At 54.0% G+C, this 24,615-nt stretch carries 26 protein-coding genes and 1 pseudogene; 19 read left to right on the top strand and 8 right to left on the bottom strand.

Annotation, left to right across the window (positions count from 1 at the left end):
- Positions 1–73: 73 nt before the first annotated feature.
- The 9 genes and pseudogenes from KNP75_RS07825 (at position 74) to hisIE (ending at position 7,021) form a co-directional block, all read left to right on the top strand.
- Positions 74–997 carry an ATP phosphoribosyltransferase regulatory subunit gene (locus KNP75_RS07825; RefSeq protein WP_214710981.1) on the top strand — a complete coding sequence of 308 codons (924 nt, stop codon included), beginning with the start codon at positions 74–76 and terminating at the stop codon, positions 995–997.
- A complete protein-coding gene (hisG, locus tag KNP75_RS07820) occupies positions 994–1,602 on the top strand; it encodes an ATP phosphoribosyltransferase (RefSeq protein ID WP_034777382.1) in 609 nt (202 codons plus the stop codon). Before KNP75_RS07825 ends, hisG begins: the two co-directional genes overlap by 4 nt.
- Positions 1,599–2,816, top strand: coding sequence for a histidinol dehydrogenase (gene hisD, locus KNP75_RS07815; protein ID WP_034777383.1), 1,218 nt, complete (start codon positions 1,599–1,601; stop codon positions 2,814–2,816). The genes hisG and hisD overlap by 4 nt, the downstream gene beginning before the upstream one ends.
- A complete protein-coding gene (locus KNP75_RS07810) occupies positions 2,813–3,826 on the top strand; it encodes a pyridoxal phosphate-dependent aminotransferase (RefSeq protein WP_215190174.1) in 1,014 nt (337 codons plus the stop codon). Before hisD ends, KNP75_RS07810 begins: the two co-directional genes overlap by 4 nt.
- Positions 3,813–4,400: an imidazoleglycerol-phosphate dehydratase HisB gene (gene hisB / locus KNP75_RS07805; RefSeq protein ID WP_215190173.1), complete on the top strand. Its 588-nt coding sequence runs from the start codon at positions 3,813–3,815 to the stop codon at positions 4,398–4,400. Before KNP75_RS07810 ends, hisB begins: the two co-directional genes overlap by 14 nt.
- Positions 4,397–4,984, top strand: coding sequence for an imidazole glycerol phosphate synthase subunit HisH (gene hisH / locus KNP75_RS07800; RefSeq protein ID WP_214752803.1), 588 nt, complete (start codon positions 4,397–4,399; stop codon positions 4,982–4,984). The genes hisB and hisH overlap by 4 nt, the downstream gene beginning before the upstream one ends.
- A complete protein-coding gene (hisA, locus tag KNP75_RS07795) occupies positions 4,962–5,675 on the top strand; it encodes a 1-(5-phosphoribosyl)-5-[(5-phosphoribosylamino)methylideneamino]imidazole-4-carboxamide isomerase (protein ID WP_215190172.1) in 714 nt (237 codons plus the stop codon). Before hisH ends, hisA begins: the two co-directional genes overlap by 23 nt.
- Positions 5,668–6,435: an imidazole glycerol phosphate synthase subunit HisF gene (gene hisF / locus KNP75_RS07790; protein ID WP_215190171.1), complete on the top strand. Its 768-nt coding sequence runs from the start codon at positions 5,668–5,670 to the stop codon at positions 6,433–6,435. Before hisA ends, hisF begins: the two co-directional genes overlap by 8 nt.
- Positions 6,384–7,021: pseudogene (gene hisIE, locus KNP75_RS15905) on the top strand (bifunctional phosphoribosyl-AMP cyclohydrolase/phosphoribosyl-ATP diphosphatase HisIE). Before hisF ends, hisIE begins: the two are co-directional and overlap by 52 nt.
- A gap of 42 nt (positions 7,022–7,063) precedes the next feature.
- Here the strand turns inward: hisIE and KNP75_RS07775 are convergent.
- Entirely contained in the window at positions 7,064–7,987 is a 924-nt protein-coding gene (locus KNP75_RS07775; RefSeq protein ID WP_214710292.1) for a DUF7916 family protein, read from the bottom strand.
- A 90-nt stretch (positions 7,988–8,077) separates the two neighbouring features.
- Here KNP75_RS07775 and KNP75_RS07770 point away from each other — a divergent pair, with 90 nt between their 5' ends.
- Positions 8,078–8,632, top strand: coding sequence for a maltose acetyltransferase domain-containing protein (locus KNP75_RS07770; RefSeq protein WP_214752807.1), 555 nt, complete (start codon positions 8,078–8,080; stop codon positions 8,630–8,632).
- A 33-nt stretch (positions 8,633–8,665) separates the two neighbouring features.
- Here the strand turns inward: KNP75_RS07770 and KNP75_RS07765 are convergent, their stop codons facing one another.
- From KNP75_RS07765 to KNP75_RS07735, 7 genes are all read right to left on the bottom strand, one after another.
- Positions 8,666–9,670 (bottom strand): pyridoxal phosphate-dependent aminotransferase, encoded by a 1,005-nt coding sequence (locus KNP75_RS07765; protein WP_215190169.1) that lies wholly within the window; start codon positions 9,668–9,670, stop codon positions 8,666–8,668.
- Complete coding sequence (locus KNP75_RS07760; protein WP_034777396.1) at positions 9,667–10,425, bottom strand: transporter substrate-binding domain-containing protein; 759 nt, start codon at positions 10,423–10,425, stop codon at positions 9,667–9,669. Before KNP75_RS07760 ends, KNP75_RS07765 begins: the two co-directional genes overlap by 4 nt.
- Before the next feature lie 126 nt (positions 10,426–10,551).
- The gene (locus KNP75_RS07755) at positions 10,552–11,079 is read right to left on the bottom strand and encodes a P-loop nucleotide/nucleoside kinase family protein (RefSeq protein WP_215190168.1); all 528 of its coding nucleotides are present in this window, start codon (positions 11,077–11,079) and stop codon (positions 10,552–10,554) included.
- Positions 11,080–11,088: 9 nt separating this feature from the next.
- Entirely contained in the window at positions 11,089–11,811 is a 723-nt protein-coding gene (locus tag KNP75_RS07750) for a nucleotidyltransferase domain-containing protein (RefSeq protein WP_215190167.1), read from the bottom strand.
- A gap of 69 nt (positions 11,812–11,880) precedes the next feature.
- Positions 11,881–12,231 carry a VOC family protein gene (locus tag KNP75_RS07745; RefSeq protein ID WP_215190166.1) on the bottom strand — a complete coding sequence of 117 codons (351 nt, stop codon included), beginning with the start codon at positions 12,229–12,231 and terminating at the stop codon, positions 11,881–11,883.
- Positions 12,228–12,746, bottom strand: a complete 519-nt coding sequence (locus KNP75_RS07740; protein ID WP_215190165.1) for a DNA topology modulation protein — start codon at positions 12,744–12,746, stop codon at positions 12,228–12,230. The genes KNP75_RS07745 and KNP75_RS07740 overlap by 4 nt, the downstream gene beginning before the upstream one ends.
- A 27-nt stretch (positions 12,747–12,773) precedes the next feature.
- Positions 12,774–13,274 (bottom strand): hypothetical protein, encoded by a 501-nt coding sequence (locus KNP75_RS07735; protein ID WP_215190164.1) that lies wholly within the window; start codon positions 13,272–13,274, stop codon positions 12,774–12,776.
- 141 nt (positions 13,275–13,415) lie between these two features.
- Between KNP75_RS07735 and KNP75_RS07730 the strand changes: the two genes are divergently transcribed.
- The 9 genes from KNP75_RS07730 (at position 13,416) to nrdG (ending at position 24,588) form a co-directional block, all read left to right on the top strand.
- Positions 13,416–14,879, top strand: a complete 1,464-nt coding sequence (locus KNP75_RS07730; protein WP_215190163.1) for a phytoene desaturase family protein — start codon at positions 13,416–13,418, stop codon at positions 14,877–14,879.
- Positions 14,880–14,895: 16 nt separating this feature from the next.
- Entirely contained in the window at positions 14,896–15,324 is a 429-nt protein-coding gene (locus KNP75_RS07725) for a GNAT family N-acetyltransferase (RefSeq protein WP_113926548.1), read from the top strand.
- 101 nt (positions 15,325–15,425) lie between these two features.
- A complete protein-coding gene (locus tag KNP75_RS07720; RefSeq protein WP_021067281.1) occupies positions 15,426–15,857 on the top strand; it encodes a YlbF/YmcA family competence regulator in 432 nt (143 codons plus the stop codon).
- Positions 15,858–15,911: 54 nt separating this feature from the next.
- A complete protein-coding gene (gene mutS, locus KNP75_RS07715) occupies positions 15,912–18,437 on the top strand; it encodes a DNA mismatch repair protein MutS (protein WP_215190162.1) in 2,526 nt (841 codons plus the stop codon).
- Between the two features lie 4 nt (positions 18,438–18,441).
- The gene (mutL, locus tag KNP75_RS07710) at positions 18,442–20,244 is read left to right on the top strand and encodes a DNA mismatch repair endonuclease MutL (RefSeq protein ID WP_215190161.1); all 1,803 of its coding nucleotides are present in this window, start codon (positions 18,442–18,444) and stop codon (positions 20,242–20,244) included.
- 163 nt (positions 20,245–20,407) lie between these two features.
- Positions 20,408–21,067 (top strand): 50S ribosomal protein L25/general stress protein Ctc, encoded by a 660-nt coding sequence (locus KNP75_RS07705; RefSeq protein ID WP_034777406.1) that lies wholly within the window; start codon positions 20,408–20,410, stop codon positions 21,065–21,067.
- A 201-nt stretch (positions 21,068–21,268) separates the two neighbouring features.
- A complete protein-coding gene (locus tag KNP75_RS07700) occupies positions 21,269–22,120 on the top strand; it encodes a formate/nitrite transporter family protein (RefSeq protein ID WP_215190160.1) in 852 nt (283 codons plus the stop codon).
- A 190-nt stretch (positions 22,121–22,310) separates the two neighbouring features.
- Positions 22,311–24,155: an anaerobic ribonucleoside triphosphate reductase gene (locus tag KNP75_RS07695; RefSeq protein ID WP_034777407.1), complete on the top strand. Its 1,845-nt coding sequence runs from the start codon at positions 22,311–22,313 to the stop codon at positions 24,153–24,155.
- Positions 24,133–24,588 carry an anaerobic ribonucleoside-triphosphate reductase activating protein gene (gene nrdG / locus KNP75_RS07690; RefSeq protein ID WP_215190159.1) on the top strand — a complete coding sequence of 152 codons (456 nt, stop codon included), beginning with the start codon at positions 24,133–24,135 and terminating at the stop codon, positions 24,586–24,588. The genes KNP75_RS07695 and nrdG overlap by 23 nt, the downstream gene beginning before the upstream one ends.
- Positions 24,589–24,615: the final 27 nt, after the last annotated feature.

Here is a 24,615-nt window from a genome sequence, read left to right as displayed (position 1 = left end):
AACGGCTTGGTTTGATAAATTTAACACACTACTTTAGTTTGGTAAAGTGATAATAAGATAAAGGGTGATATTGATGATCTGGTTCAATACAAAAGGATCCATCCCGGAAGGATGGCACGAATTGCAAGGGGAAGACGTCCTGCGTCCGAAGCAGTGGATGTTGTCATTTTTAGAACGAGCCGAGTCAAATGGCTACAGTGTCATTGAGCCGCCGCTCGTGGAATATTATTCGCACTATCAAGACTTGGCCTTGTTCGATGAGTCGGCCTATTATCGTCTGTTCGGGAATGACGGCGAGTTGCTCGTCATGCGTCCGGACTATACGTTGCAAATCGCTCGGAAGCTCGCCGATGGTCATGAACCGATGCGAGTCGCCTATGCCGGTGCCGTCTATCGGCGTACCCCGAAACATTCGGGTCAGCCGCATGAGCGTCAACAGCTCGGGCTTGAATGGATTGATGGTGATGCACCCGATATGGAGCTGATCGCTTCGTTCCTCAGTATGACCGAGCGGGTGTTGCCGCAAGACGGGCTTCGGATTCAAGTCGGCTCGGCTGCCTTGGTCGCGGCCGTGGCGGAAGAGGCTGGGATCCCAGAGCGGACGCTCCGTCAATATTTGGCGCTCCGTAACTTAGAATCACTCCGTGACCTCGCGGATACGTACCAATACCCGTTAATCGCGAAGCTACCGTTCTTAATCGGTGATTCGGCACTCGCTGAACTACGAGAAGTTGCCGAGCCAGGGTTGACGGCTGCGATCAATGAAGTCGAGCGGGCGGTCGAACATTTACGCGCCATCGGTTTGAACGTATCGTACGACTTTGGGCAGACCGGCGATTTTGATTATTATTCAGGATTGACGGTGACAGGAAGCATCGACGGACGGCGCGTCCTCTCGGGCGGTCGCTATGATTCGCTATATGGACATTTCGGCCAATCGCGACGGGCGTTCGGATTGTCGCTCGATTTAGAACAGTTAGGTGAGGTGATTTTATGAAAGTGGCCATCGCGAAAGGACGCATTGAAAAAGCGGCCCGAGACTATTTCGAACAAGTCGGATTAACCGTCTGGCCCGAAAAACGCGGCCGGGAACTGACCGTCGAAGTCGACGGGCATGAGTTCATCTTCGTCAAAGGGGATGACGTCTATAAATATGTCATGCATGGCGCGGCTGATGTCGGCGTCGTCGGTGGCGACATCTTGCGAGAGAAGACGCCTGGCGTCCTCGAAGTCGTCGATTTGCCGTTCGGCCGTTGCCGGATGGCGGTTTGCGGACCGAAAGAACGGAAAAACGGGACGAAAAAATTGAAAGTCGCGAGCAAGTATCCGAATATCGCCATCTCTCACTTCGCTTCGAAGCGACAGAACGTCGAAGTGATTGCGTTGAACGGTTCGGTCGAACTCGCACCGCTCACAGGACTCGCCGATTGCATCGTCGATATCGTCGAGACGGGGGCGACGCTTCGTGCGAACGACCTCGAGGAATACGAAACGATTTTCACGGTGAACGCCAAGTTCATCACGAGTGAGACGGCGCTCGCCAACGATCCTGATGAATTGAAGGCCTGGATTCGTCGTTTAAGCAAGGAGGAAGCGAAATGAGCACGGAAACGAATCGGAGCCGGCGTGAAAGCTGGGCGGAAGCGGTTAAGCCAATTCTTGAGGCCGTGGAGTCGAACGGAGATGAGGCGCTCCTAGAGTTTACAAAGAAATTTGACGGTGTCGACGTAATCGAAACAGTCGACTTGACGGCCTTCACGCCACCTGAAGCTTACGGGGAGTTGACCGAGGCGTTGACGCTCGCCGCCGAACGCATTCGCACGTTCCACGAGCGTCAGCGTCGTCAAGACGACGCGTATGAAGATGGCATGTTCAGACTCGGACGTCGCTTCATGCCGCTCGACTCGGTCGGCGTGTACGTACCGGGTGGGACGGCCGTCTATCCCTCGAGCGTCTTGATGAACATCATCCCGGCGAAAGTGGCCGGTGTGAAACGGATCGTCATGGTGACGCCGCCAAAACCAGATGGCATCGACTTGTCGCTATTGATTGCGGCAAAAATCGCAGGGGCAGATGAGTGTCATCTCGTCGGCGGGGCACAAGCCGTGGCCGCGCTTGCGTTTGGCACCGAGACGATCAAACCGGTCGACAAGATTGTCGGACCTGGTAACGCCTATGTCGCGACCGCGAAGTCGCTCGTCTCTCACATCGTCGGCATCGACTCGGTCGCTGGGCCCTCTGAAGTACTCATCATCGCCGATGAGACGGCCAATCCGAAATGGGTCGCCGCCGACTTGCTCGCCCAAGCCGAACATGACGTCGAAGCGACGGCACTCGCTCTCGTCACGTCAGACGAGTTGGCCGAACGGATCGAACAGGAATTGGCACGCCAGCTGGCCGAGCTACCACGCCGTGACATTGCGGTCGAGGCATTGAAACGAGGCGGGGTACGCATCATGTCGAGCGAACGTGCAATCGAAGTCGCCAACGAGATGGCAGCCGAGCACGTGCAACTTGCCGTCTCCGACCCGGAAACCTATATGCAAGCCATCCGTCACGGTGGTTCGTTCTTCCTCGGTCATGAAGCCGCGGAAGCGTTTGGAGATTACATCGCTGGACCAAACCACGTCTTGCCGACGAGCGGGACGGCCCGCTTCTCGAGCGGCCTCTCGGTCGATGATTTTTACCGGAGACAGACGTTCCTTCAGATGACGGAGCTCGATGAACGTGTCACACGCGCCGCGATTCGCATCGCACAACAAGAACAACTTGACGGCCACGCCCGAGCGATGGCGGTTCGATTGGAGGACGTATGAGACAGAACTATGAGACGATTCCCCGCTACGTCCCGCAGGCGGTCAAAGGACATGCGTTGAATCAAAACGAGAGCCAATATGAGTTCCCAGAGCGGTTAAAGACGGCAATCCGAGAGCTTCCGCTCGATTTGAGCCATTATCCGGTCGATGAGTTGGCAGCGCTGAAACAAAGTTATGCGACATATGCTGGTGTGGATCCGCAACAACTCATGGTCGGGAGCGGCAGTGACGAACTGCTAGCCATTTTATGTCAGGCAATCCTTGACGCCGATGACGTCGTCGCCGCCCCGATTCCCGATTTTTCGATGTACGGCATTTATACGCATATCGCTCGCGGGAATTTTGTGCAGCCGGATGTGGACGGATTGTCGATTCAATCATTGCTCGAGACGATCGAGGCGGAACGGCCGAAACTTGTGCTCGTGTCGAACCCGAACAATCCGACGGGAAAGATGTGGTCACTCGATGAACTCGAAACGGTCGCCAGACGTGTTCCATATCTCGTCGTGGACGAGGCATATATCGATTTCACGATGGAAGATTCATTCAAAGACCGACTCGCGGACCACGCGAACGTCATCATTCTCCGTACGTTATCGAAAGCGTTCGGACTCGCGAATCTGCGCATCGGTTTCATGATTGCCGACGAGCGCTTAATCGAGAAGATTGATCGGTTCCGTTCGCCATTCAACGTGAGCGGGCTGAGTGCGGCCGTGGCGACGGTCGTGTTGAACGACTCCGAATATATCGAGGAGTCGATCAGCTTCCATCAAACGCAACGACAAAAGCTTGAAACGTTGCTCGCACCGATTGGAAACGTCTTACCGAGCCGTGCCAATTTCCTATACGTCAAAACACCGGACAGCGAAGCTTGGGCCGCCCGTTTCTTAGAAAAGGATGTCCATGTTCGCGCGTTCGCAGACGGGATTCGTGTCAGTGCCGGCACGGACGAGGCGTACCGCTTGCTTCAACAAACGATAGAAGAGGTGACTTCACTTGAGAACAGCTGAGACGAAACGAGAGACAAAAGAGACGAAAATCGAGCTCAAGCTTGATTTGAATGGGACAGGACAAAGTGACATCAAGACAGGTGTCGGCTTCTTTGACCATATGCTGACACTGTTCGCGTTCCACAGCCAAATCGATTTGACGGTCCATGTCGAAGGGGATACGTGGGTCGACGCTCACCATACGGTCGAAGACGTCGGAATCGCCCTTGGGCAGATGATCAATCAAGCGCTCGGCGACAAAATCGGCATTCGCCGCTACGGCACGAGTTATTTGCCGATGGACGAGACGCTCGCGCGTGCCGTCGTCGACGTGTCGGGCCGTCCGTTCCTCGTCTACCGGGCCGATATTAAAAATCCGAAACTCGGAGACTTTGACACCGAGCTCGCCGAAGAGTTTTTCCGGGCCGTGGCGATGAACGCCCGGTTGACACTGCACCTAGAGGTCCTCTACGGGTCGAACTCGCACCATATGATTGAAGGGTTGTTCAAGGCGTTCGGTCGCTCCCTCGCCGAGGCGATCGGGCAAGACGGGTCGAATCGATTGCCGTCGACGAAAGGACTGATCGAAGGATGAAAATCGCGGTCATCGATTATGGAATGGGTAACGTGTTCAACGTCGAACGGGCACTCCAAGCTATCGGCTGTTACGTCATCATCACGAACGATCCAGTGGAAATCGAGGCAGCTGATGCCATCTTGCTGCCTGGGGTCGGAGCGTTCCCGCAGGCGATGCAATCGCTGAGCGAGACGGGGCTGATTCCGCTGTTGAAACGATCGGCGAATGAAAAGCCGTTCCTCGGCATCTGTCTCGGCATGCAACTCTTGTTTGAATCGAGTATGGAAGGCGTGCCGACGGAGGGACTCGGTTTGATTGAAGGGCGCGTCGAGCGGATGCGGGCGAAACGTCTGCCACACGTCGGCTGGAACTCGATTTTGCGCGACGAGGACGTCTATTTCGTCCACTCGTATCACGTCGTGACTGATCCAGTCCACGTCGTCGCGTCTGCCGATTATATGGGTGAAACCGTGCCAGCCATCGTGCAAAAAGGGCTCGTCACGGGGATGCAGTTTCATCCCGAGAAGAGCGGCGCGTTCGGATTACGTTTATTGACAGAATGGAAGGAGGCGGTCGAACGTGAGATTACTACCGGCCATTGATTTGATTGACGGAAAAATCGTCCGCTTGACGGAAGGCGATTTCAATACAGAAGAACAGTATGGCGACCCATACGAAAAATTGAAGGAATGGCAAGGGCGCGTTCCGATGCTTCACTTGATTGATCTCGAAGGGGCGAAAGCCGGCGAACCGAGACATCTTGATGTCGTCCGATTCGCCAAATCGTCCGGCTTCTTCGTCCAGACCGGCGGAGGCATCCGTTCCGAGGAAGCGCTCGATGCGGTCATGGCGACCGGCGCCGACCGTGTCTTGCTTGGGACAAAGGCGTTTACAGACCCGGATTTCTTGGACCGGGCGCTCGCGAAGTACGGTGATCGTGTCGCCGTCGCCCTCGACGCCTATGATGGCATCGTCGCCGTCAACGGATGGCAAGAAGCGACCGACTTAAAAGATATCGATGCCGCGAAAGAACTCGTCGACCGTGGGGTCAAGACGATTCTCTATACGGATATCGGTTCGGACGGGAAATTGAACGGACCGAACCTTGAGCGGATGAAGGCGCTCCGTGAGGCTGTTTCGGTCACGATCATTGCCTCGGGTGGCGTGACGACCGAGGCTGACGTCGAGGCGCTTCAAGCGGCCGGCATCGACGAGGCGGTCGTCGGGAAGGCACTACTCTCCGGACAAGTCAGTCTTGATGACTTGATCGAGTGGGAGGCGCGCCATGCTTAAACGTCGCATCATTCCGTGTCTTGATGTGAAAGACGGTCGTGTCGTCAAAGGGATCGAGTTTGTCGCGTTACGTGACATCGGCGACCCGGTCGAGATTGCCAAGTATTATGACGCCTCCGGTGCGGATGAGCTCGTGTTTCTCGATATCACCGCGAGTACGGAACGCCGCCAGACGATGCTTGACGTCGTCAGTGCTGTCGCCCGGAAAGTGTTCATTCCGCTCACGGTCGGTGGCGGCATCCGGTCGCTTGAGGATATTTCCTCGCTCTTAAAAGCTGGGGCCGATAAAGTGTCGCTCAACACGCTCGCCGTCGAATCACCCGATTTGATTAAACGAGCGGCCGAGCGGTTCGGGTCACAATGTATCGTCATCGCCATCGACGTCAAGTTTGAAGATGACGATTACTTCGTCTATACGTATGGCGGTAAACATCGGACCGAGTTACGGGCCGTCGATTGGGCAAAACAAGTGGCCGCACTTGGGGCGGGCGAACTGCTCGTCACATCGATGAATCAAGACGGAAAGCAGAGCGGCTACGATTTACGAATCCTTGATTTGCTCCGCGAGGCCGTCGATATCCCGATTATCGCCTCAGGGGGCGCCGGGAACGCGAATCACGTCGTCGACGCGCTCGAGAAGGTCGATGCGGCGTTGCTCGCCTCGATTTTACACGACCGAAAAACGACAGTGGAAGAGGTGAAACACGTATGCAGCGAGCACAACTTGCCGATGCGGTTCGTTACGACGACAATGGATTGATCCCGGCCATCATCGTGTCGACCAAAGACGAGGCCGTTCTCATGCTAGGTTACATGAACGATGAGGCGATTCAGAAGACGCTCGAGACGAACACGGTCACGTTCTGGTCACGTTCGAAAGGGAGACTCTGGATGAAAGGGGAGTCGAGCGGAAATACGCTCGAGCTCGAAAGCATCCACGTCGATTGTGATCAAGACGCGTTGTTGGTCCGTGTCCGTGCCAATGGGCCGACGTGCCATACGGGAAATCGAAGCTGCTTTTTCACGGAGGTGGAAGGATGATTCACGAATTAGAGAAGTTGATTCAAGAACGACAGGCGTCACCGAAAGAAGGGTCGTATACGTCTTATCTATTCGACCAAGGTGTTGACAAGATTGCCAAGAAGTTTGGGGAAGAGTCGTTCGAGGTCGTCATCGCGGCATTGAACGATGAAGATTTGGTCGAAGAGTCGGCCGATCTCTTGTACCACCTGCTCGTCTTGCTCGCCGCCAAAGGCGTGTCATTACAAGACGTTGAGGCGCTCCTCGCCAAACGGCACGGGACGACGACTCCGGCGAAACCACGCCGAGACGTCACCGACTGGTAACACAAAAAGGAACGAAGCCATTATCGGCTTCGTTCCTTTTGATTAGCGGTTGACCGAGGCGGCCATACGGATGTACGTATGGCGCCGTCCCCGAATCGCAATCGATAACGCCTGAATATTCTCCGGTGTGGCGATTCCGGACAGCCCAGCATCGCCGATATGGAAGATGTCCGTCCCACCGCGCTTCGAGGACAAGGCGATGTCACGAATCGTCGCTTCATCGGATCCTTCCTGTGAAGTGCCGATGGCGGCGACGACAAGTTTATCCAACGCCTGAATCTCGCGCGTGACTTCATAGAATTCATCTTCGCGGACGCCAGGAACGGTGCCGGGCGCTGGAATCAAGATGATGTCGGCCCCGGCTTCAGCAAACCGGACGTACGCCTCTTGATCGAGTACACGGCCGACGCCGGCTTGATGCATTTTCCCGGCGATGATGACGCCCGCGAACTCTTGGCGGGCGTTGATGATGGCTTGCTCAATCGCCTCGTTCGTCACCCCGGTGTTCGGGTTTCCGGTCAGGCAGATGAAGTCGATCCCGAGCTCTGACGCTCTGGCGAACGCTTCCCGTGTCGCGAGCCGTCCTTGTTTCACATCATACATGTCCTCCGATTTCTCGGAAAAGTCGACCGGCTCGAGGTTGACCCCAATCGGCAAACCGACGAGCCGCTTCAATTCCATGATGGGATTGTCAGACATCGTCTCGCCCGGCATGTTTCCGAACAAGGCGTGGCTTTCGAGACCTTTTATGTACGGGTGGAACACGTCGAGCATGTTCAAAAGAATCATGTCGGCACCGAACGCCCGCGCGAGTTCGGCGTTCGTCACTTCCGGATAGAGTGGTTGTACGGTCGGGATGACTTCGGCGAGTACGGTCCGGCCTTCGGCTTTGCGAATCGATCCAATCAAATCCGAGCGGTTGAACGTCAAGAAATCACTGGCTCTACAGTCAAGAATTCGTTTCATCTGTCTATTCCTCCTCTAGTTCGTCATGTTCCTATTCCCCATTTCGCTAGAAATTCCTCTATAATGATGACAGAATAGGGGGAGATGCAGATGACTGAAAAAGAAAAGATGATTCGGGGCGAGCTTTACTTGGCCGGAGACGAGGAACTCGTCGCCGACCGGCGTCAGGCCCGGCGTTTGACGGAACGATTTAATCGATCCGGGATTGATGAACTCGACGACCGAAAAGCAGTGTTAGCGGAGCTGTTCGGCTCGACCGGAAGTTCGTTTTATTTGGAGCCGACGTTCAAATGCGACTACGGTTATAACATTCATCTCGGAGAACGGTTCTTCGCTAACTTTGATTGCGTATTCCTCGACATCTGTCCGATCACATTCGGTGACGATTGCATGCTCGGTCCGGGTGTGCACGTGTATACAGCGACGCATCCGCTCGACCCGATCGAACGAATCTCGGGTCTTGAATACGGGAAACCGGTCACGGTCGGACATCGGGTATGGATCGGCGGCGGTGCCATTCTAAACCCAGGGGTGACAGTCGGGGACGATGCCGTCATCGCCTCTGGCGCCGTTGTGACGAAAGACGTGCCAGCCCGTGCCGTCGTCGGGGGGAATCCAGCAAAAGTGCTTAAGTTCATACCATGACGAAACGACCCGACGTGATGTCGGGTCGTTTGATTATGCTGTCGGTTGTGACGCGAAGGTGACTAGTGCCTGACGTGTTGCTTCGAGAGCAGATTCATTGCCGAGCGTGATGCGAATCCCGTTCGGTTGTTTCGATGTGTGAACGCCATGCGCGACGAGGTGGGCCCAAACGGCCTCCGGCTCATCGAGCGTGACGTAAATGAAGTTCGCCTCGGCGGGATGGACGTGTCCGATGGTGGCGAACAAGTCGGTCCACTGTCCGCGCATGTCGGCGTGCCATGTGATGGCCTCATCGAGATACGTCGCATCTTGTAAAAAGATGTTGGCGATTTTCGCGCTGACACCGCTAATGTTGAACGGCGGGACGAACTGACGGAAATAAGCGGCGAGTTCGGTCGTCGTGACCATGAAACCGAGGCGGACGTTGGCCAGGCCAAACGCCTTCGATAACGTCCGCAGTACAATCACATTCGCAAATGAATCAAGATGGGCCACCATGCTCGACGTCGGTGTGAAGTCGATATAGGCTTCGTCGACGATCAAGTACGGCACGAGTCCCGCGAGTTCGGCCAATTCAGCGACGCTCCACAATTTACCGGTCGGATTGTTCGGGTTCGACAACAGCAACAGCTTCGGTGTGTGTTGCGTGATCGCCTGGACGAGTGCGTCATACGACAGGTCATCGGCTTGCACGTGACGACCGTGAGCGATTGTCGTGAAGATCGGATAGAGTGCGAAATCCGGGCTCGGTGACAAGACGACGTCTTCCGGTGCCAACAGCGCCTGGGTGACGACGTGAATCATCTCGTCACTGCCGCAACCGACGAGCAATTGATTCGGCTCGACACCGGCGTAGGCAGCATAACGGGTGAACAACTCGTCAATCGGTTGGACCGGATACTCATGCAAGTCTTGGAACGAGATTGTCGCAAGTTGGTCATACAGCCGGGACGGCACCGGGAACTGGCTCTCATTTTGATTCAAACGGTACCCTTCTGGATAGGTGACTGGATAAATCGGTAGCGAGACTGGTCTCATTCCGTCGGCTCCATCGAGAACCATTTTTTGGCGAGTTTGTCGATTTCACCTGAGTCGATCATCTTGTTCAACTCCTCGTTGAACTGATCGCGAAGGTCATCCTCCAATTTAAAGGCGGCTGCAGAACCTTTCTCGCCATCTTCTTTCAAGGCGAACGTGTAGAGCCCTGCGTCTTGATCCAAGTATTTTTGGGCGACCGTATCCTCGATGACCATCGCGTCGATCCGACCCGTATTCAACTCTTGAACGATTTCTGGAATCTTGTTCAATGAGACGAGCTCAGCCTCCGGAGCTTGGTCTTTGGCGATGTTTTCTTGAATCGATGCCGTTTGGACGCCGATTTTCTTGCCGGCAAGCGCCTCAATCGACTCGAGTGACTCATCTTTCGTCATGACTAAGTTCGTCGCCGACAAGTAGATATCCGAGAAGGCGGCATTTTCTTTCCGCTCTTCGGTCGGCGTCATACCGGCCATAACGAAGTCGACACGTCCGGCGTTTAGTGCCCCGAGCAGGCTACCGAAGTCCATGTCTTCAATTTTGAGTTCGTAGCCGAGGCGTTCCGTGACGGTTTCGGCAATCTCGATATCAAATCCGACAATCTCGTCCCCGTTCGCCGTATCGACAAACTCATACGGGAAGTAATCGGCGCTCGTCCCCATGACGAGTGTTTTTTTCTCTTCGCCCGTCGTCTCTTGGCTACATCCTGCTAGTAATGCACTTGCCACTAATCCCCCTGTAATGACCCACTTTTTCATGTATGAATTCCTCCTTCAAGATATGAGACTAAGTGTATATGTATGATTATTAATTGTAAAGCATAAAAATACAAAAAATGATTAAAAAAATGCATCCGGGAAAAAGTCACAGGATGCATCAGGTGGTCAATCAATCGCTTGCAGATAGGCGATGGCTTCGGGTAAATACGTCTCGAGGGGGCGATTCGTATCGATTGTAAGCGTATGCATAAACGGCGGTTTTTTACTGGCTGCGACGGTCTGTTGGAAATCTTCTGGCGAGACGCTGCTGATTTGACTGAGCTTCCGCTCGCGTTCCCGTAAACGGCGATTGATTTCATCGATGTCATCGATGAGACATTCGATGTAACGATACGTGGCCCCGTTATTTGTCGTCATCGACAGGCCGCGGTCAATCATTACGTCATACAGACAGGGGCTATCTAGAATAACATTCCGTCCTAAAGACAGATGGAACTCGACGAGCGCCCAATCGAGATCATAGGCGACTCTTCCGGCCAGCTCCGGGTCGAGCGAATATTGTGCGGTTGATTCGAGCAGTGCCGTCTTCGTGACATCGTGATCGACGATAACCGCATCCAGTCGTCGGGCGATTTCCCGAGACAGCGTCGACTTACCTGATCCGGGGAAACCGGACATTTGTAGAAAGAACATAGAGACTCCTCACGTTTCGTTTGATTTCCCCCGGCTGTATCCGGCGAACACCCGGCCGCCGAACGGGGAGAGCGTCTCATCGACGTAACGGATGAGCGCGTCGGGTTCGTTCGTTTGATAATACGCCTCAAGGGCAGTGACGAGTTCTCGGGCTGCTTGCGCATCGTAGCGGTCGAGAGCGCGGTACGTCCATTTGGAAGATCCCGTCCATTGTCGATTCGTGCGCAGGATGAACTCGCAGACCAACGTGGCGAGAGTGCCCGCGATGAATAACCCTTCTGCCCGAGTGGTGCATCCAATCAAATCCTCGAGTGCATCGGTCAGAAAGTATCGTTTCAACTCAATCGTCTCGTCCGACCAAGCCTCCGGCCCGATGTCGAGCAACGCTCTCGCTTCACGTTTGATGTCTTCGACGATGTCTGTGTCCTTCAAGACGATGCCTTCGGTGACCATTCTCGGTAACGACGGAATGGCACGCTGGCAATCTTGCTCGAAGAACGTCCGATACGACGTCAAGTTATGGGCGAATAGTTCGATGGGCCATCCGGACTCGATGAACGATTCTCGATAAGACGAGCCGAGGGTGTCGTCGAAGATGATGATGTCTAAATCCGACGTTGCGGTCGCCTCACCACGGACGACGCTCCCAGCGAGCAGTGCGGCCCGACAGTAGGGGAAATGTGTAGAGATAAAGTGATGCGCCGCTTCGAGCGGGTTAATTTTAGAAGGCATCATGGACTCCTTTCAAATTGATGTGATTGACACGTTGAGTCTGAATGCTTGTATCTTCTGCTGGTCCCGTCAGCATTGGCACATCATGAGAACGTTTCCGTCCGGGTCTTTGAAATTGAACCAATGATCGTGTTCAATCGGGGTTACAATGTCAATTTGTCGTTGCACCATATGCGCATATGCTTGATGGATATCCGGCGTGTTCAAATGGAACAGCGGCGTCTGGATGACGTTCGCTTCGGACCAAATTTTACTATCTAGTACGATATTCGGTCCGTCTAACGGGACGACATACAGATGACCGAACAGGATGTCTCCATCTGCCGAGATATCGAATAGCTGACAATACCAGTCCCGGGACGTCGCAACGTCTCGGACGGGAATAAAGACGGTCCCGATTTCTGCGAGAATTGGATTCATTTATTCGCCTTCAGTTGATTCGCTACGAAACGACGGACCTCGGCCCGTGAACGCAGGATAATGATGTCTTTTTTGGATTCAAGTTCGTGTAAACGCTGTAAAATCGCTGGTCGCTGCGACTTCGGATAGTCCCACACCCACTTCAAGAACTTCGGGTCGAACCGTTCCTCACAACCAGGACCCATGTCCGGACGTGTCTTGCCGCGATAGGACAGCATGCGCTTCAAGACGCGGTACGAACAAATAGACCTCGGCAAGTCGAGAAAAATAATCGTGTCGGCAGCGTGAAGGCGCAAGTCGAGCGTGCCCCCGTAGTTGCCGTCGATGATCCACGACTCGCGTTCAATCAATGCTGACTGCATGGTAATTTGTTCGTGCCGTGTGGCGGGTGTCCAATTCGGTTTCCATAGTAAGGCGTCTAAGTGATGGACGTCGATGCCGAGTAGGCTTCCCAACACGCGGGCGAGCGTCGATTTGCCCGAACCACCAGAGCCGATGAGAATTATTTTTTGCATAGGAAAATACCTCTCGTATTTTGAATGTCATGATTCTTCTGATTCTAGGATGCGCCATTTTTCAATGACACCGTCCTCTTCGTATAGGACGCGTACCTCCATCTGGTTCAATACGAGCCGTTGCTCGCTGGCGAAGAGCACAATTGGATAACCGATTGACAGCGGTTCGTCAGCTTCAAAGACGGGGCTGTGCGCTTGCATGGCATAATAGCCGTCCGAGCGCGTATTGGCCGCCCCGGCATCGACTTGAATCACCGTCTCGAACCCTTGGAGCCGGAGGATGTAACTATATGTCGTCCGGGCGCCGCGTTCGAGCCGCCATTCCTCGACGATCGCCTCGCGGCCATCTTTTACTTCTTCGAGTAAGATTTTCTGTGTCGTGTATTCCCGTTCATACGGAATCATCTCTTGAATATTCACAGCCGTCATCGTGGCCAATTTTTGTGATTCTTCCGATGGCGGGGTGATGAGAATGCCGATAAAAATTAAGATAGGGATGAGCAGATAAATGATGACCCGACTTCGCATATAGTTTCACCTGTCCTTTATCGATTTTTTCGCCATCTACCGGCAGAACCCTGCCTGACCGGTGAAATATGTCTAAGGAACACGTTGAAATGTCTCGGATTTCAGGAAGCCATGTATGATGAAGGCAGGAGGGGATTCAATATGCGAATCGGGATTATCGGCGGTGGGATTGCCGGGTTGACGACCGGGGCGTTGGCAAGTCGGATTGGTCATGACGTGACGGTGTTTGAATCATCGCGGGAGTGGGGTGGTTGCGCCGGTAAGTTCGAGCGCGGTGACTACCGGTTCCCAGCCGGGGCGACGCTCGGGATGGGATTTGAACCAGGCGGCCTGCATGAGCGAGTCTTGTCCTACTTAGGTGAAACGATTGACGTTCGCCCGTTAACCGAGGTGATGCAGATTCATGTGGACGGGAAAACGGTCCGCTATTATCAAGACCCGACTCGTTTTTTACTTGAACTTGAATCGACGTTTCCCGAGCTCGCTCCGCGGATTCGTGCCTTCTTGAATGAAGTATGGACCGATTTTGAGACGATTCGTCCTTTGTTTGAGATGCTACCGGCGTTGCCGTTTCGAACGATTCATGACGCATCGGTTGCGATACGTGGTTTTCGACCGACGCAACTACGTGCGTTTCGGAAGTTATACCGGCCGCTCGGTACAACGTTAAAACGGCATCGATTGAACGGGACGTCGTTCGAACGGGTCATCGACGGGATTTTGCTCGATAGTCTTCAGACCGGAGCTCGCGAGGCGAGTCACTTGCTCGCGGCCGTCGCGTTATCGATTTACCACGAAGGGGCATTTTACGTCGATGGCGGCTTGTACACGCTCGCTCACGCCTTGGAGCGCTCGATTCAAAAAGACGGCGGACAAACCCTTCTCGGACGACAAATCGTCAAACTCGAGCGCGTGGCGGACGGTTGGCTCTTGACCGATCGGCGGGGCCGGCTCGACCTCGTCGATGTCGTCGTCTCCGCCATCCCGCTCGAGGCGACCGCTCAACTGCTGAGCGGAGATACGTCACGTCAATTCAGCAAGCAGTACGGGCGTCACTTAAAGCGCTCGCAATGGGGAACGTTCAGTCTGTACGTCACGTTACCCGAAGCGATATGCATGAACCGTCCGCTGTTCCAACAAGTGTATAGCGATGACTTACCGTCAGGACACGCCTTCATCTCGATGTCAGCCGCAGATGATTCGCTCCGGACCGAGCGACCGGAACGGACCGTCACCGTCTCGACCCATATCGATTTGACAGAGTGGCAGGCTTGGAAAGACAAGGCGACGTATGAGAAACTAGAGACAGATTGGACCGAGCGCCTCGTCTCGGTTGTGAGTCGAGCGTTCCCGGACTGGAACGGCGAATCGTCTGTCATGTTGCCCGGGGGACCAGGGGCGTGGGTGAAATATACGAAACGTCCGCACGGCGCGGTCGGTGGTTATGCCCAAACACCGCAACAAGCTTTGTTCCATGCGGCGAGCTACCGGACAACCTTGCCGAACCTGTATGTCTGCGGGGATACAGTATTTCCGGGGGCAGGCACAATCGGGGCGATGACGAGCGGGCTTCATGTCGCCCGAGCGCTCGGTTCGAAGTTATGAGGGGAGACAAGTGGAGATGCATAAAAAACGGTTTGACGAATTGACGACGAGAGAACTCTATGAGTTATTGGCGCTCCGGACCGAAATCTTCGTCGTGGAACAAGATTGCCCATATCAAGAAGTCGATGGGAAAGACGTGGCGGCGGTCCATTACTGGATTGAGGCTGATGGTCGCCCGGTCGCGGCGCTACGTGTCCTCGAGGAGGAGTCGCCGGTCGCCATCGGCCGTGTCGTCACGAAATCGACGCATCGGGGACAAGGCCATTCGCGGCGTTTGATGCAAGAAGCCGTGGCTGACTTTGGGGATCGCGATTTGTACTTGCAAGCACAGACATACGTGGAGCCGTTCTATGCGAGCTTCGGGTTCACACGAACGAGCGAGGAGTACTTAGAGGACGGGATTCCTCACGTCGATATGGTTCGGACGGCGACCGTCTCGAAGTGAATCGATGCGGTACCGTTTGCCATAAGTTCGTGGTAGAATGATGAGGAATACTTGCGTGCGTCAAGGCGTGCGTTCAATCATAGAGAGCAAAGGGGTTTACGATGGTGACTGATCAAACTGTGATTCAAAAAGCGAGAGAATTAGCCGACTTATTGGCGAGCACGCCGGAAGTGGCCCGCTTCAAAGAAGCGGAAACGAAAGTGAACGAAAGTGAACGCGTTCAAACGTTGATTAAACGTATCAAATACTTACAAAAAGAAGCCGTCAACTGCAAGCACTACGGGAAGACGGAAGCGCTCGCCAAAGTTGAGCTGAAAATCGACAAGGCGATGGACGAACTCGATTCGATCCCGGTTGTCCAGGCGTTTCAGGAGACGCAAGTCGAAGTGAACGATTTGCTTCAATACGTGACGGTCACACTCGCCAACTCGGTGACAGATCGCATTATCGAGTCGACGGACGGTGACGTTCTCGCCGGTAAAACAGGAAGCGGTATGGCAGCGGAGAAATCACGCGGCGGCTGCGGATACTAACAAACAGACAGCTGGCCTTTGGTCAGCTGTTCTAATTTCTAGAGGTGAACACGAATGGAAACGATACATCAAACCCCGATGATGAAACAATACTTTTCAATCAAGGCCGATTATCCAGACGCCTTTCTCTTCTACCGGCTCGGTGACTTTTACGAGCTGTTCTTTGAAGATGCCCAAATCGTCGCCAAAGAACTTGAGTTGACATTGACCGCGAAAAACGGGAAGAACGCTGAGCACCCGATTCCAATGTGTGGCGTACCACATCACTCGGCCGCTATCTACATTGAACAACTGATCGAAAAAGGATTCAACGTGGCCATCTGTGAACAGATGGAAGATCCGAAAGCGACGAAAGGGCTCGTCAAACGTGAAGTCATCCAAGTCATCACGCCAGGTACATACATGGCTGCACTCGGTGAGAAAGAGAACCGGTATTTACTATCGGTCGTGAACGTAGCAGGCCGTTTCGGGATTGCCCGCGGCGATGTGACGACAGGTGAATCTTGGTTGACGACCTTACCGTCGCGTGAGGCCGTCCTACGTGAAGTCGAAGGGTTGGTCCCGAGTGAAATCATCGTTGATGACGCCGAGTTGGCAGACCATCTCTCATCACTCGGCATTCCGTTGTCGGTGCAGACAGAGCGGCTAGCGAGCCCGTTGTCGAGCGGAGCGAAAGACGAGGCGCAAGTGAGCGCGTTTGAATTGCTGTTCGCTTATTTGACGCGCACGCAAAAACGCGCCCTCGATCATCTCCAACCGGCCGTCGCCTATGAAGTCGAGGCCCATATGCAACTCGATGCCAACACGGCCCGGAACTTGGAATTGTTCCGGTCGGCCCGGTCCGGTGAACGGAAAGGGTCGCTTCTCGCCTTGCTTGATGAGACGACGACGGCGATGGGGGGACGGTTGCTGAAACGTTGGCTCGAACAGCCGCTCTATACCGAGCAGGCGATTCGGGACCGACAAGATGCGGTCGAGAACTTGGTCGATGACTTCATGCTTCGTGACCAGTTGCGTGAACAGCTACGTCACGTCTACGATATCGAACGGCTCGTCGCCAAAGTCGGTTACGGGACGGCCAACGCCCGTGACCTCGTCCAACTCCGGAACACACTCGAGCGCATCCCGGCGGTGCGGGCCTTGCTCGAAGGCGTCACGGCCTCACGGCTTCGTCAAATCGATGATACGCTCGACACATTCGACGACTTGGCCAGCATGCTCCAAGCAGCGCTCGTCGAGGCGCCACCGATCTCGATTAAAGAGGGTGGGATGATTCGTGCCGGCTATTCGGCCGAACTCGACGAACTGCTCGAGGCGAAAGCGGACGGAAAGACATGGATTGCCAATCTCGAGCAACAAGAGCGGCTCGCGACCGGCATCAAGTCGCTGAAAATCGGCTATAATCGTGTCTTCGGCTATTATTTGGAAGTGACGAAAGCGAACGCCCGCCTGCTCGAAGAGGAACGTTACGAACGGAAACAGACGCTGACGAACGCCGAGCGTTACGTCACACCCGAGTTAAAAGAGAAAGAAGCGCTCATTCTCGGGGCTGAAGAGAAGAGTTGCACGCTCGAGTATGATTTATTCGTCGCCTTGCGTGACCAAGTCAAGCAAGAGACGAAACCGCTCCAACAACTGGCGCGCTCGCTCAGTGAGCTCGACGTCTTGCTCGCGCTCGCCATCGTCGCCGAAAAACGTGACTATGTTCGGCCGACGACGTCGACGAACGTCCAAATCGATCGTGGCCGCCATCCGGTCATCGAGACGGTGCTACCACGCGGTGAATACGTCGCCAACGATTTGACGCTCGACGACACGCGGCGCATGCTCTTAATCACCGGACCGAACATGTCCGGTAAATCGACGTATATGCGTCAATTCGCCTTGATCGCCATCTTGCATCAAATCGGGTCGTTCGTGCCGGCTGAAGCGGCTGAGATTCCATTGTTTGATCGCATCTTTACCCGCATCGGTGCGGCCGATGACTTGGTGAGCGGCCAGTCGACGTTCATGGTCGAGATGACGGAGACACGCCAAGCGGTGACAGAGGCGACCGAACACAGCCTCATCCTGCTCGATGAGATCGGTCGGGGGACATCGACGTATGACGGCATGGCGCTCGCCCAGGCTATCGTCGAATACATCGCTTCGACAATTGGAGCGAAGACGTTGTTCTCGACCCACTATCACGAGCTGACCGTGCTCGAAGACACGATCCCTGCTCTTGAGAACGTGCACGTCCGCGCCATCGAGCGAGACGGGCGTGTCGTGTTTCTACATGAAGTACATCCGGGGCGGGCCGATAAGTCGTACGGGATTCATGTCGCTGAGCTCGCTGAATTGCCCCGTGATTTGATTGAACGGGCGCGGACCATCTTGTCTCAACTTGAGACGGACTCGAAACCGGAACTGGCAGCTGTTGAACATCCGGGAACGGCAGAACCCGTGGCCCAACTATCGCTCTTTGAGGCGGAAGACGAGATTAAACGACAATTGCTCGAACTCGATTTGTTGGCGATGAACCCGATCGAGGCGATGCAAGCGCTCTATGCGCTCCAACAATCCGCGAAGAAGGGGTGAGTCGATGGGAATCATACAGGAGTTACCGGAACAACTGGCCAACCGAATCGCGGCTGGCGAAGTCGTCGAGCGGCCGGCCTCGGTCGTGAAAGAGCTCGTCGAGAACGCGATTGACGCCGGCGCCACCAAAATCGAAGTCGATTTGGAGGAAGCGGGCATCCGTCTCATTAAAGTCCGCGATAACGGGCACGGGTTTTATGAAGAGGACGCCCCGCGCGCCTTTTTACGTCATGCGACGAGTAAGATTCGGGACGAGCACGACTTGTTCCGGATTCGCACGCTCGGCTTTCGTGGGGAGGCGCTCGCCTCGATTGCTTCGGTCAGCCATGTGACGCTGAAGTCACGCCGGGCCGAGGAAGACGGGTTCGAGATGACGCTTCAAGGCGGCGTTGTCACGGCGCAAACACCGGCCGCGGCGAACGTCGGGACGGAGATAGCCGTCAGTCAATTGTTCTATAATACACCAGCCCGATTGAAGTATTTGAAAACGTCCGCGACGGAACTGGCGAGCATCACCGACACGTTGAACCGGATCGCCTTGTCCCACCCGGAAGTGCGCCTCACGGCGTTCCATGAAGACAAGGAGCTGCTCAGGACGAGCGGGAACGGAGACATCAAACAAGTCATGCTCGCCATTTACGGGCGTCAAGTCGCGGCCCAAATTGTCACGGCGTCGAGTAAGACGAACGACTATAGTTTGAGCGCCCATCTCGTCCGTCCGGAAGTGACGCGTTCGAACAAGCAGTACGTGACGCTCATCTTGAACGGTCGGAGCATCAAGAACTTTGCGTTGACCCAAAGTGTGCTCGAAGGCTACCACACGCTGCTACCGATTGGTCGTTATCCGATCGCTGTCCTCGAAGTGAACATGGACCCGATGCTGATCGATGTCAACGTTCACCCGACGAAACGAGAAGTTCGGCTTTCAAAAGAGAAAGAGCTCTGTCAGTTGATTCGCGAGACGGTCCAACTGACACTCCGGGAACAGCGTTTAATCCCGTCGGTCAAACCGAAAGAGCGACCGGTCATTCGGACCGAACAAGAGCGACTTGATTTCACGGTTGAACGGGCGCCGGTCACGGAAGAAGCGCCGACGTGGAACTATCCAATTCCACGTGAGCCTGTCACGTCACCGAGTCGTTGGTCGCCGACCCCGCTCGTCAATGAAGCGCCTGAGCCGATAGCGTCGACGGTCGAATCGGAAACAATCGAGACGAAAGGAGAGCGGTTGCCGCCGCTCGACGTCATCGGTCAATTGCATGCGAGTTATATCGTCTGTGGTGCCGAGGACGGGATGTACGTCATCGACCAACACGCGGCCCAGGAACGAATCAAATATGAGTTGTTTTACGAGCAACTCGGGAATCCTGACAAGGAATACCAGTTGTTGCTGCTTCCGCTCACGCTCGAGTTCACGCAAGAAGAGGCGCTCGCGATTGAAGAAGTCACTTCGCTTTTAAAAGAAGCAGGTCTCGAATTGGAGCCGTTCGGCGGCAATACGTTCCTCGTTAGAGAGATTCCGACGTGGTACCCGCAACATGATTTAGAAGGAACGGTCCGTGATTTGATAGAGATGGCGATTCGGGATCGCTCCATTGACATCGCTAAATATCGGGAAGATGCGTCGATTTTGATGGCGTGCAAACGGTCGATTAAAGCGAACCATCCGTTGAACCACGAGATGATGCGGCAATTGCTTCACGATTTGAATCAGACGACGTCTCCGTACACGTGTCCGCACGGACGTCCGATTTTAGTGAAGTGGAGCACGTACGAGCTCGAGAAGCTATTTAAACGCGTTATGTGACACGCCTGTAATCTTTTTTTAACCTCCTGTTACGTTTATGGATAGGTGGCTATGGGAACAATATACACATGTCACTCAACGCATCGAGGTTGAGAGGTGGCTTTTTCACTGCCTCACCCTCAAGATGTAGACATGATCGATAAACCAGTAGGGGGAAAAGATTATGGCAGACACGCTTAAAGTAACGAAACGAGAATTACGACCACGTTCGGTCCGCGCTAACTTGCGTAAAGAAGGAAAAGTGTTAGGTGTCGTTTACGGCTACAAAGTTGAAAGCACACCGGTCGCATTCGAAGAGATGGCACTTCGTAAGATTCTTCGTGAACACGGCGACAACGCTTTGATCGAACTCAATATCGATGGTAAGAAAGTGAACACACTCGTTCACGGGACAGAAGTCGACCCATTCACGAACGAATACAAGCACGTCGAATTTATGGCAGTGAAGATGGACGAAGCGACAGAAGTCGAAGCGGACGTCACACTCGTCGGCGACGCGAAAGGCGTCAAAGAAGGCGGCTACTTGGCACAGACGCTCTATAAAGTAACGGTCTCGGCAACACCAGCCAACATTCCGGAGCGTATCGAGCTTGATGTTTCTGAACTCGGCATCGGTGACTCGCTCACTGTCGCTGATATTCCAGAGAACAAAGATTACGAAATCGTATCTGAGGGTGATCTTCAAATCGCATCGGTGAATGAACCGGTGGCGGTCGAAGACCTTGAAGCTGATACAGCGACAGAAGGCGAAGTTGAAGCGACTGAAGAGGCGTCAGAAACTTCAACGGAAGAGTCGGAAGAGGCTTCTGAAAACAAAGAATAATCATTTCGAACGGCCCTTTGCGAAGGGTCGTTTTTTTCTAGTCACAAATCCGACAAATGTAAACGATTACGATGTGAAAAATGTGTCAACATGTGGAAGGGGCGATTGCAATTTATTCGTTTCGGGCTTATATTGTTAATGATTTCACATGTTCGTTCTTATTATAATGGTTTCATTCAAACAGAAAGAAGGGTTTGTGACATGGCATCAATGGAAATCCATGCACTCGAATCGTTGCGGAAGAAAGCACAGGCATCTTCGCAAATGATTCATTATCGGCCAATGGAGTACTTTTTACGAGCAATGCTCGCGGGGATCTTTATCGGATTCGCTTCAATTTTCACACTGAAAGTCGTCAACGGAATGTATTTGATCGATTCTCCGTTCACAACGCTCATCGGAGGATTCTCATTCGGGATCGCCCTCGTCATGATCATCTATGGCGGAGCCGAACTGTTCACCGGGAATACGATGTACTTCACAACCTCGACGATGCGGGGGTACACGACGCTCAGCGACACGATGCTCGTCTGGTTGCTCTGCTTTGTCGGGAATGCGCTCGGTGGCGTTTTGTTCGCCTTGCTGCTCGCCCCGACCGGTGTCATCCAAGAACTTGGGATGAACAACTGGCTGTTCTCGGTCGTCGAGAGCAAGATGCACCACACGACGGTCGAAATTTTCTTCCGCGCGATCTTCTGCAACTGGATGGTCTGTCTTGCCATCTTCTTGCCGAAGCAAATGAAAAACGAGTTCGCCCAAATCTTCTCGATGATCTTCCTCGTCGCCGTTTTCTTCGCCTCAGGATTTGATCACGTCATCGCCAACTTCGTCTTGTTCGCCCTCACGCTCGTCGTCCCGCATCCTGAGGCGATCAGCTTTGCCGGCGCGATCCACAACTTGATCCCAGCCACGTTCGGGAATATCATCGGTGGCGCGTTGTTCATGGGTGCGATCTATACGTGGTTAAACGCGAAAGGCTTGCGTGAAGCCCAAGAATCGGAAGCAACGGAAGAAGTCGAATTGAAAATTGTGAAACCTGCCAAAGAAGTATAAGGTAGCTCACGACAACGAGCAGTCGAGTCCACGTCAGTGGCTCGACTGTTTTTGCGTTTTTATCACAAGCATTGATCACAATTTCGACTTCACATCTCAATAGCAAAACATGACATAATCTATATATGGAACTTAAGCGAGTAATTAACTCGCTTGTAATCAATATATAGTGAGGTGATGCGGAGTGAATATGCTCCAGCTTTATGAAGATGTCTGTGTTCTCCCAGATCAGGACCTCGTACAAGAGAACGCCAACGTCGACGGGAAATCACCACTTGGAAAATTGGCACGATTATCCTCAGAAGTATCAAAACAATTGTCGACGACATATCTATTATCAGAACGGTCACGTCAAGCCGTCGAGGATAATTTTTTGTATATCCATGACGCCGACTACTATGTGACAGGATCGACGACGTGTTGTCAAATCCCACTCGGTGAGCTACTCACGAACGGATTTCATACCGGGCACGGGACGATTCGACCGCCCCAGGATATCCGCTCGGCGATGGCGCTCGCTTCGATTATTCTTCAAGCGAACCAAAACATGCAGCATGGCGGTCAAGCTTTCCCGATGTTTGATGTCGACCTCGCACCGTATGTCGAAAAGACGTATGAACGTCAGCTCGAGCGGCTCAAAAAGTTACCAGTCGAATGGACGACCGAGCAACTCTTTGAAACTGCCGAGTCTGAAACAATCGCGGCGACGTATCAAGCGTGTGAGGCGTTCATCCACAACGCCAACTCGATGCACTCACGTGGTGGCGGACAAGTACCGTTCGTTTCCATCAATTACGGCACCGACACGAGCCGGTGGGGACGAGTATTCATTCGAGAGTTGCTGCGCGCGACCGAGCGAGGGCTCGGTAACGGGGAGACGCCGATTTTCCCGATTCAAATCTTCAAAGTGAAAGAAGGGGTCAACTTCCATGAGGACGATCCAAACGTCGACTTGTTCCGTCTCGCGTGTCGTGTGACGGGCAAGCGATTATTCCCGAACTTCTCGTTCGTCGATGCTCCGTTCAACCTTCAATACTACGACGGGACGCACGGCTCGGAAGTCGCCTACATGGGTTGTCGGACACGGGTGATGGGGAATCGGCATGGTGCCGAGACGTCGATTGGACGAGGCAACTTATCATTTTCGACGTTGAACTTGGTCAAAATGGCACTCGTCTCTTCGGATATCCATACTTTTTATGAGACGCTCGACGCTTACGTCGACGTCGCCATCGATCAATTGCTCGAACGATTCGACTATCAAGCGAAGCGGCACGCCGACGAATTTCGGTTCCTCTATGCCCAACACGTCTGGCGGGGTGGAGAGAGACTCGGTCCAGAAGACGATCTTCGCGAGGTACTGAAGCAAGGGACGCTCTCGGTCGGATTTATCGGTCTCGCCGAAGCGCTTCGTGTTCTCACAGGTGGCACGCATGCCGAGTCACGAGAGGCGGAACGGCTTGGGCTCGATATCGTCACTCATTTACGTGATCGAATGAAGCAGGCATCGGAACGATACGATTTGAACTTTTCTCTCTTGGCGACCCCGGCCGAAGGATTGTCGGGTAAATTTGTGACGAGAGATCAGCAATCGTTTGGGATGATCGAAGGTGTGACCGACCGCGCCTTTTATACGAACTCGTTTCATGTGCCCGTGTATCAATCGGTCTCGATTCGCGACAAAGTCCGTCTCGAAGCGCCTTACCACGCGCTTTGTGATGCGGGTCATATCACGTATGTCGAAGTCGACGGATCGCTCGCCCATAATGCGGAAGCGGTCGAAGCGATCGTCCGGCTCATGCGGACCGAGAACGTTGGCTACGGGTCGATCAACCATCCGGTCGACCGTTGTGGCAACTGCGGCCTTGAAGGGATCATCGACGAAGCGTGCCCGACATGTGGCGAACATGAACGAATTGAACGGATCCGTCGCATTACCGGCTACTTGGTCGGGACGATGGACCGGTGGAATTCGGCAAAACGAGAAGAAGAACGAGCGAGGGTGAAGCATCATGCGCGTCCTATCCGTACTTGAAGAATCGGTCGTCGACGGTCCAGGCATTCGCACGGTCATCTTTACGGCGGGCTGCCCGCACCGTTGCCCTGGGTGTCATAATCCAGAATCTTGGAATCCACGTGGAGGACAAGACGTCTCGGTCGCGGACTTACTCGCTCAAATCGAACAATCAGGCTGGGACGGGGTGACGATTTCAGGCGGGGAACCATTTCTGCAACCGGAAGAATTGGCACGGCTCGTCGACGGATGTAAGGCCCTTCAGAAAAACGTTTGGGTGTATACGGGCTATACGCTCGAACAGTTGCAAGCCATGCACGACGAATTCGTCACAAGCGTGCTCGACCGTGCCGATGTGCTCGTCGATGGGCGTTTCGAACAGCCGCTCATGGACCGGTCGCTCCGGTTTCGGGGATCGAGCAACCAGCGGATTATTTTCTTAAACAAAGCGTAATCGGGGCCGTCGCGTCCCGATTTTTTG

The organism is Exiguobacterium sp. s6, assembly GCF_018618155.1.
Lineage (GTDB): Bacteria > Bacillota > Bacilli > Exiguobacteriales > Exiguobacteriaceae > Exiguobacterium > Exiguobacterium mexicanum_A.
This window is presented reverse-complemented; position numbering and strand designations above follow the sequence as displayed.

What these genes read in the sequence shown, in the direction of transcription:
- KNP75_RS07825 (WP_214710981.1), top strand. Translation starts at nt 74, where the DNA reads ATGATCTGGTTCAATACAAAAGGATCCATCCCGGAAGGATGGCACGAA.
- hisG (WP_034777382.1), top strand. Translation starts at nt 994, where the DNA reads ATGAAAGTGGCCATCGCGAAAGGACGCATTGAAAAAGCGGCCCGAGAC.
- hisD (WP_034777383.1), top strand. Translation starts at nt 1,599, where the DNA reads ATGAGCACGGAAACGAATCGGAGCCGGCGTGAAAGCTGGGCGGAAGCG.
- KNP75_RS07810 (WP_215190174.1), top strand. Translation starts at nt 2,813, where the DNA reads ATGAGACAGAACTATGAGACGATTCCCCGCTACGTCCCGCAGGCGGTC.
- hisH (WP_214752803.1), top strand. Translation starts at nt 4,397, where the DNA reads ATGAAAATCGCGGTCATCGATTATGGAATGGGTAACGTGTTCAACGTC.
- hisF (WP_215190171.1), top strand. Translation starts at nt 5,668, where the DNA reads ATGCTTAAACGTCGCATCATTCCGTGTCTTGATGTGAAAGACGGTCGT.
- KNP75_RS07775 (WP_214710292.1), bottom strand. Translation starts at nt 7,987, where the DNA reads ATGAAACGAATTCTTGACTGTAGAGCCAGTGATTTCTTGACGTTCAAC.
- KNP75_RS07770 (WP_214752807.1), top strand. Translation starts at nt 8,078, where the DNA reads ATGACTGAAAAAGAAAAGATGATTCGGGGCGAGCTTTACTTGGCCGGA.
- KNP75_RS07765 (WP_215190169.1), bottom strand. Translation starts at nt 9,670, where the DNA reads ATGAGACCAGTCTCGCTACCGATTTATCCAGTCACCTATCCAGAAGGG.
- KNP75_RS07760 (WP_034777396.1), bottom strand. Translation starts at nt 10,425, where the DNA reads ATGAAAAAGTGGGTCATTACAGGGGGATTAGTGGCAAGTGCATTACTA.
- KNP75_RS07755 (WP_215190168.1), bottom strand. Translation starts at nt 11,079, where the DNA reads ATGTTCTTTCTACAAATGTCCGGTTTCCCCGGATCAGGTAAGTCGACG.
- KNP75_RS07750 (WP_215190167.1), bottom strand. Translation starts at nt 11,811, where the DNA reads ATGCCTTCTAAAATTAACCCGCTCGAAGCGGCGCATCACTTTATCTCT.
- KNP75_RS07745 (WP_215190166.1), bottom strand. Translation starts at nt 12,231, where the DNA reads ATGAATCCAATTCTCGCAGAAATCGGGACCGTCTTTATTCCCGTCCGA.
- KNP75_RS07740 (WP_215190165.1), bottom strand. Translation starts at nt 12,746, where the DNA reads ATGCAAAAAATAATTCTCATCGGCTCTGGTGGTTCGGGCAAATCGACG.
- KNP75_RS07735 (WP_215190164.1), bottom strand. Translation starts at nt 13,274, where the DNA reads ATGCGAAGTCGGGTCATCATTTATCTGCTCATCCCTATCTTAATTTTT.
- KNP75_RS07730 (WP_215190163.1), top strand. Translation starts at nt 13,416, where the DNA reads ATGCGAATCGGGATTATCGGCGGTGGGATTGCCGGGTTGACGACCGGG.
- KNP75_RS07725 (WP_113926548.1), top strand. Translation starts at nt 14,896, where the DNA reads ATGCATAAAAAACGGTTTGACGAATTGACGACGAGAGAACTCTATGAG.
- KNP75_RS07720 (WP_021067281.1), top strand. Translation starts at nt 15,426, where the DNA reads ATGGTGACTGATCAAACTGTGATTCAAAAAGCGAGAGAATTAGCCGAC.
- mutS (WP_215190162.1), top strand. Translation starts at nt 15,912, where the DNA reads ATGGAAACGATACATCAAACCCCGATGATGAAACAATACTTTTCAATC.
- mutL (WP_215190161.1), top strand. Translation starts at nt 18,442, where the DNA reads ATGGGAATCATACAGGAGTTACCGGAACAACTGGCCAACCGAATCGCG.
- KNP75_RS07705 (WP_034777406.1), top strand. Translation starts at nt 20,408, where the DNA reads ATGGCAGACACGCTTAAAGTAACGAAACGAGAATTACGACCACGTTCG.
- KNP75_RS07700 (WP_215190160.1), top strand. Translation starts at nt 21,269, where the DNA reads ATGGCATCAATGGAAATCCATGCACTCGAATCGTTGCGGAAGAAAGCA.
- KNP75_RS07695 (WP_034777407.1), top strand. Translation starts at nt 22,311, where the DNA reads ATGCTCCAGCTTTATGAAGATGTCTGTGTTCTCCCAGATCAGGACCTC.
- nrdG (WP_215190159.1), top strand. Translation starts at nt 24,133, where the DNA reads ATGCGCGTCCTATCCGTACTTGAAGAATCGGTCGTCGACGGTCCAGGC.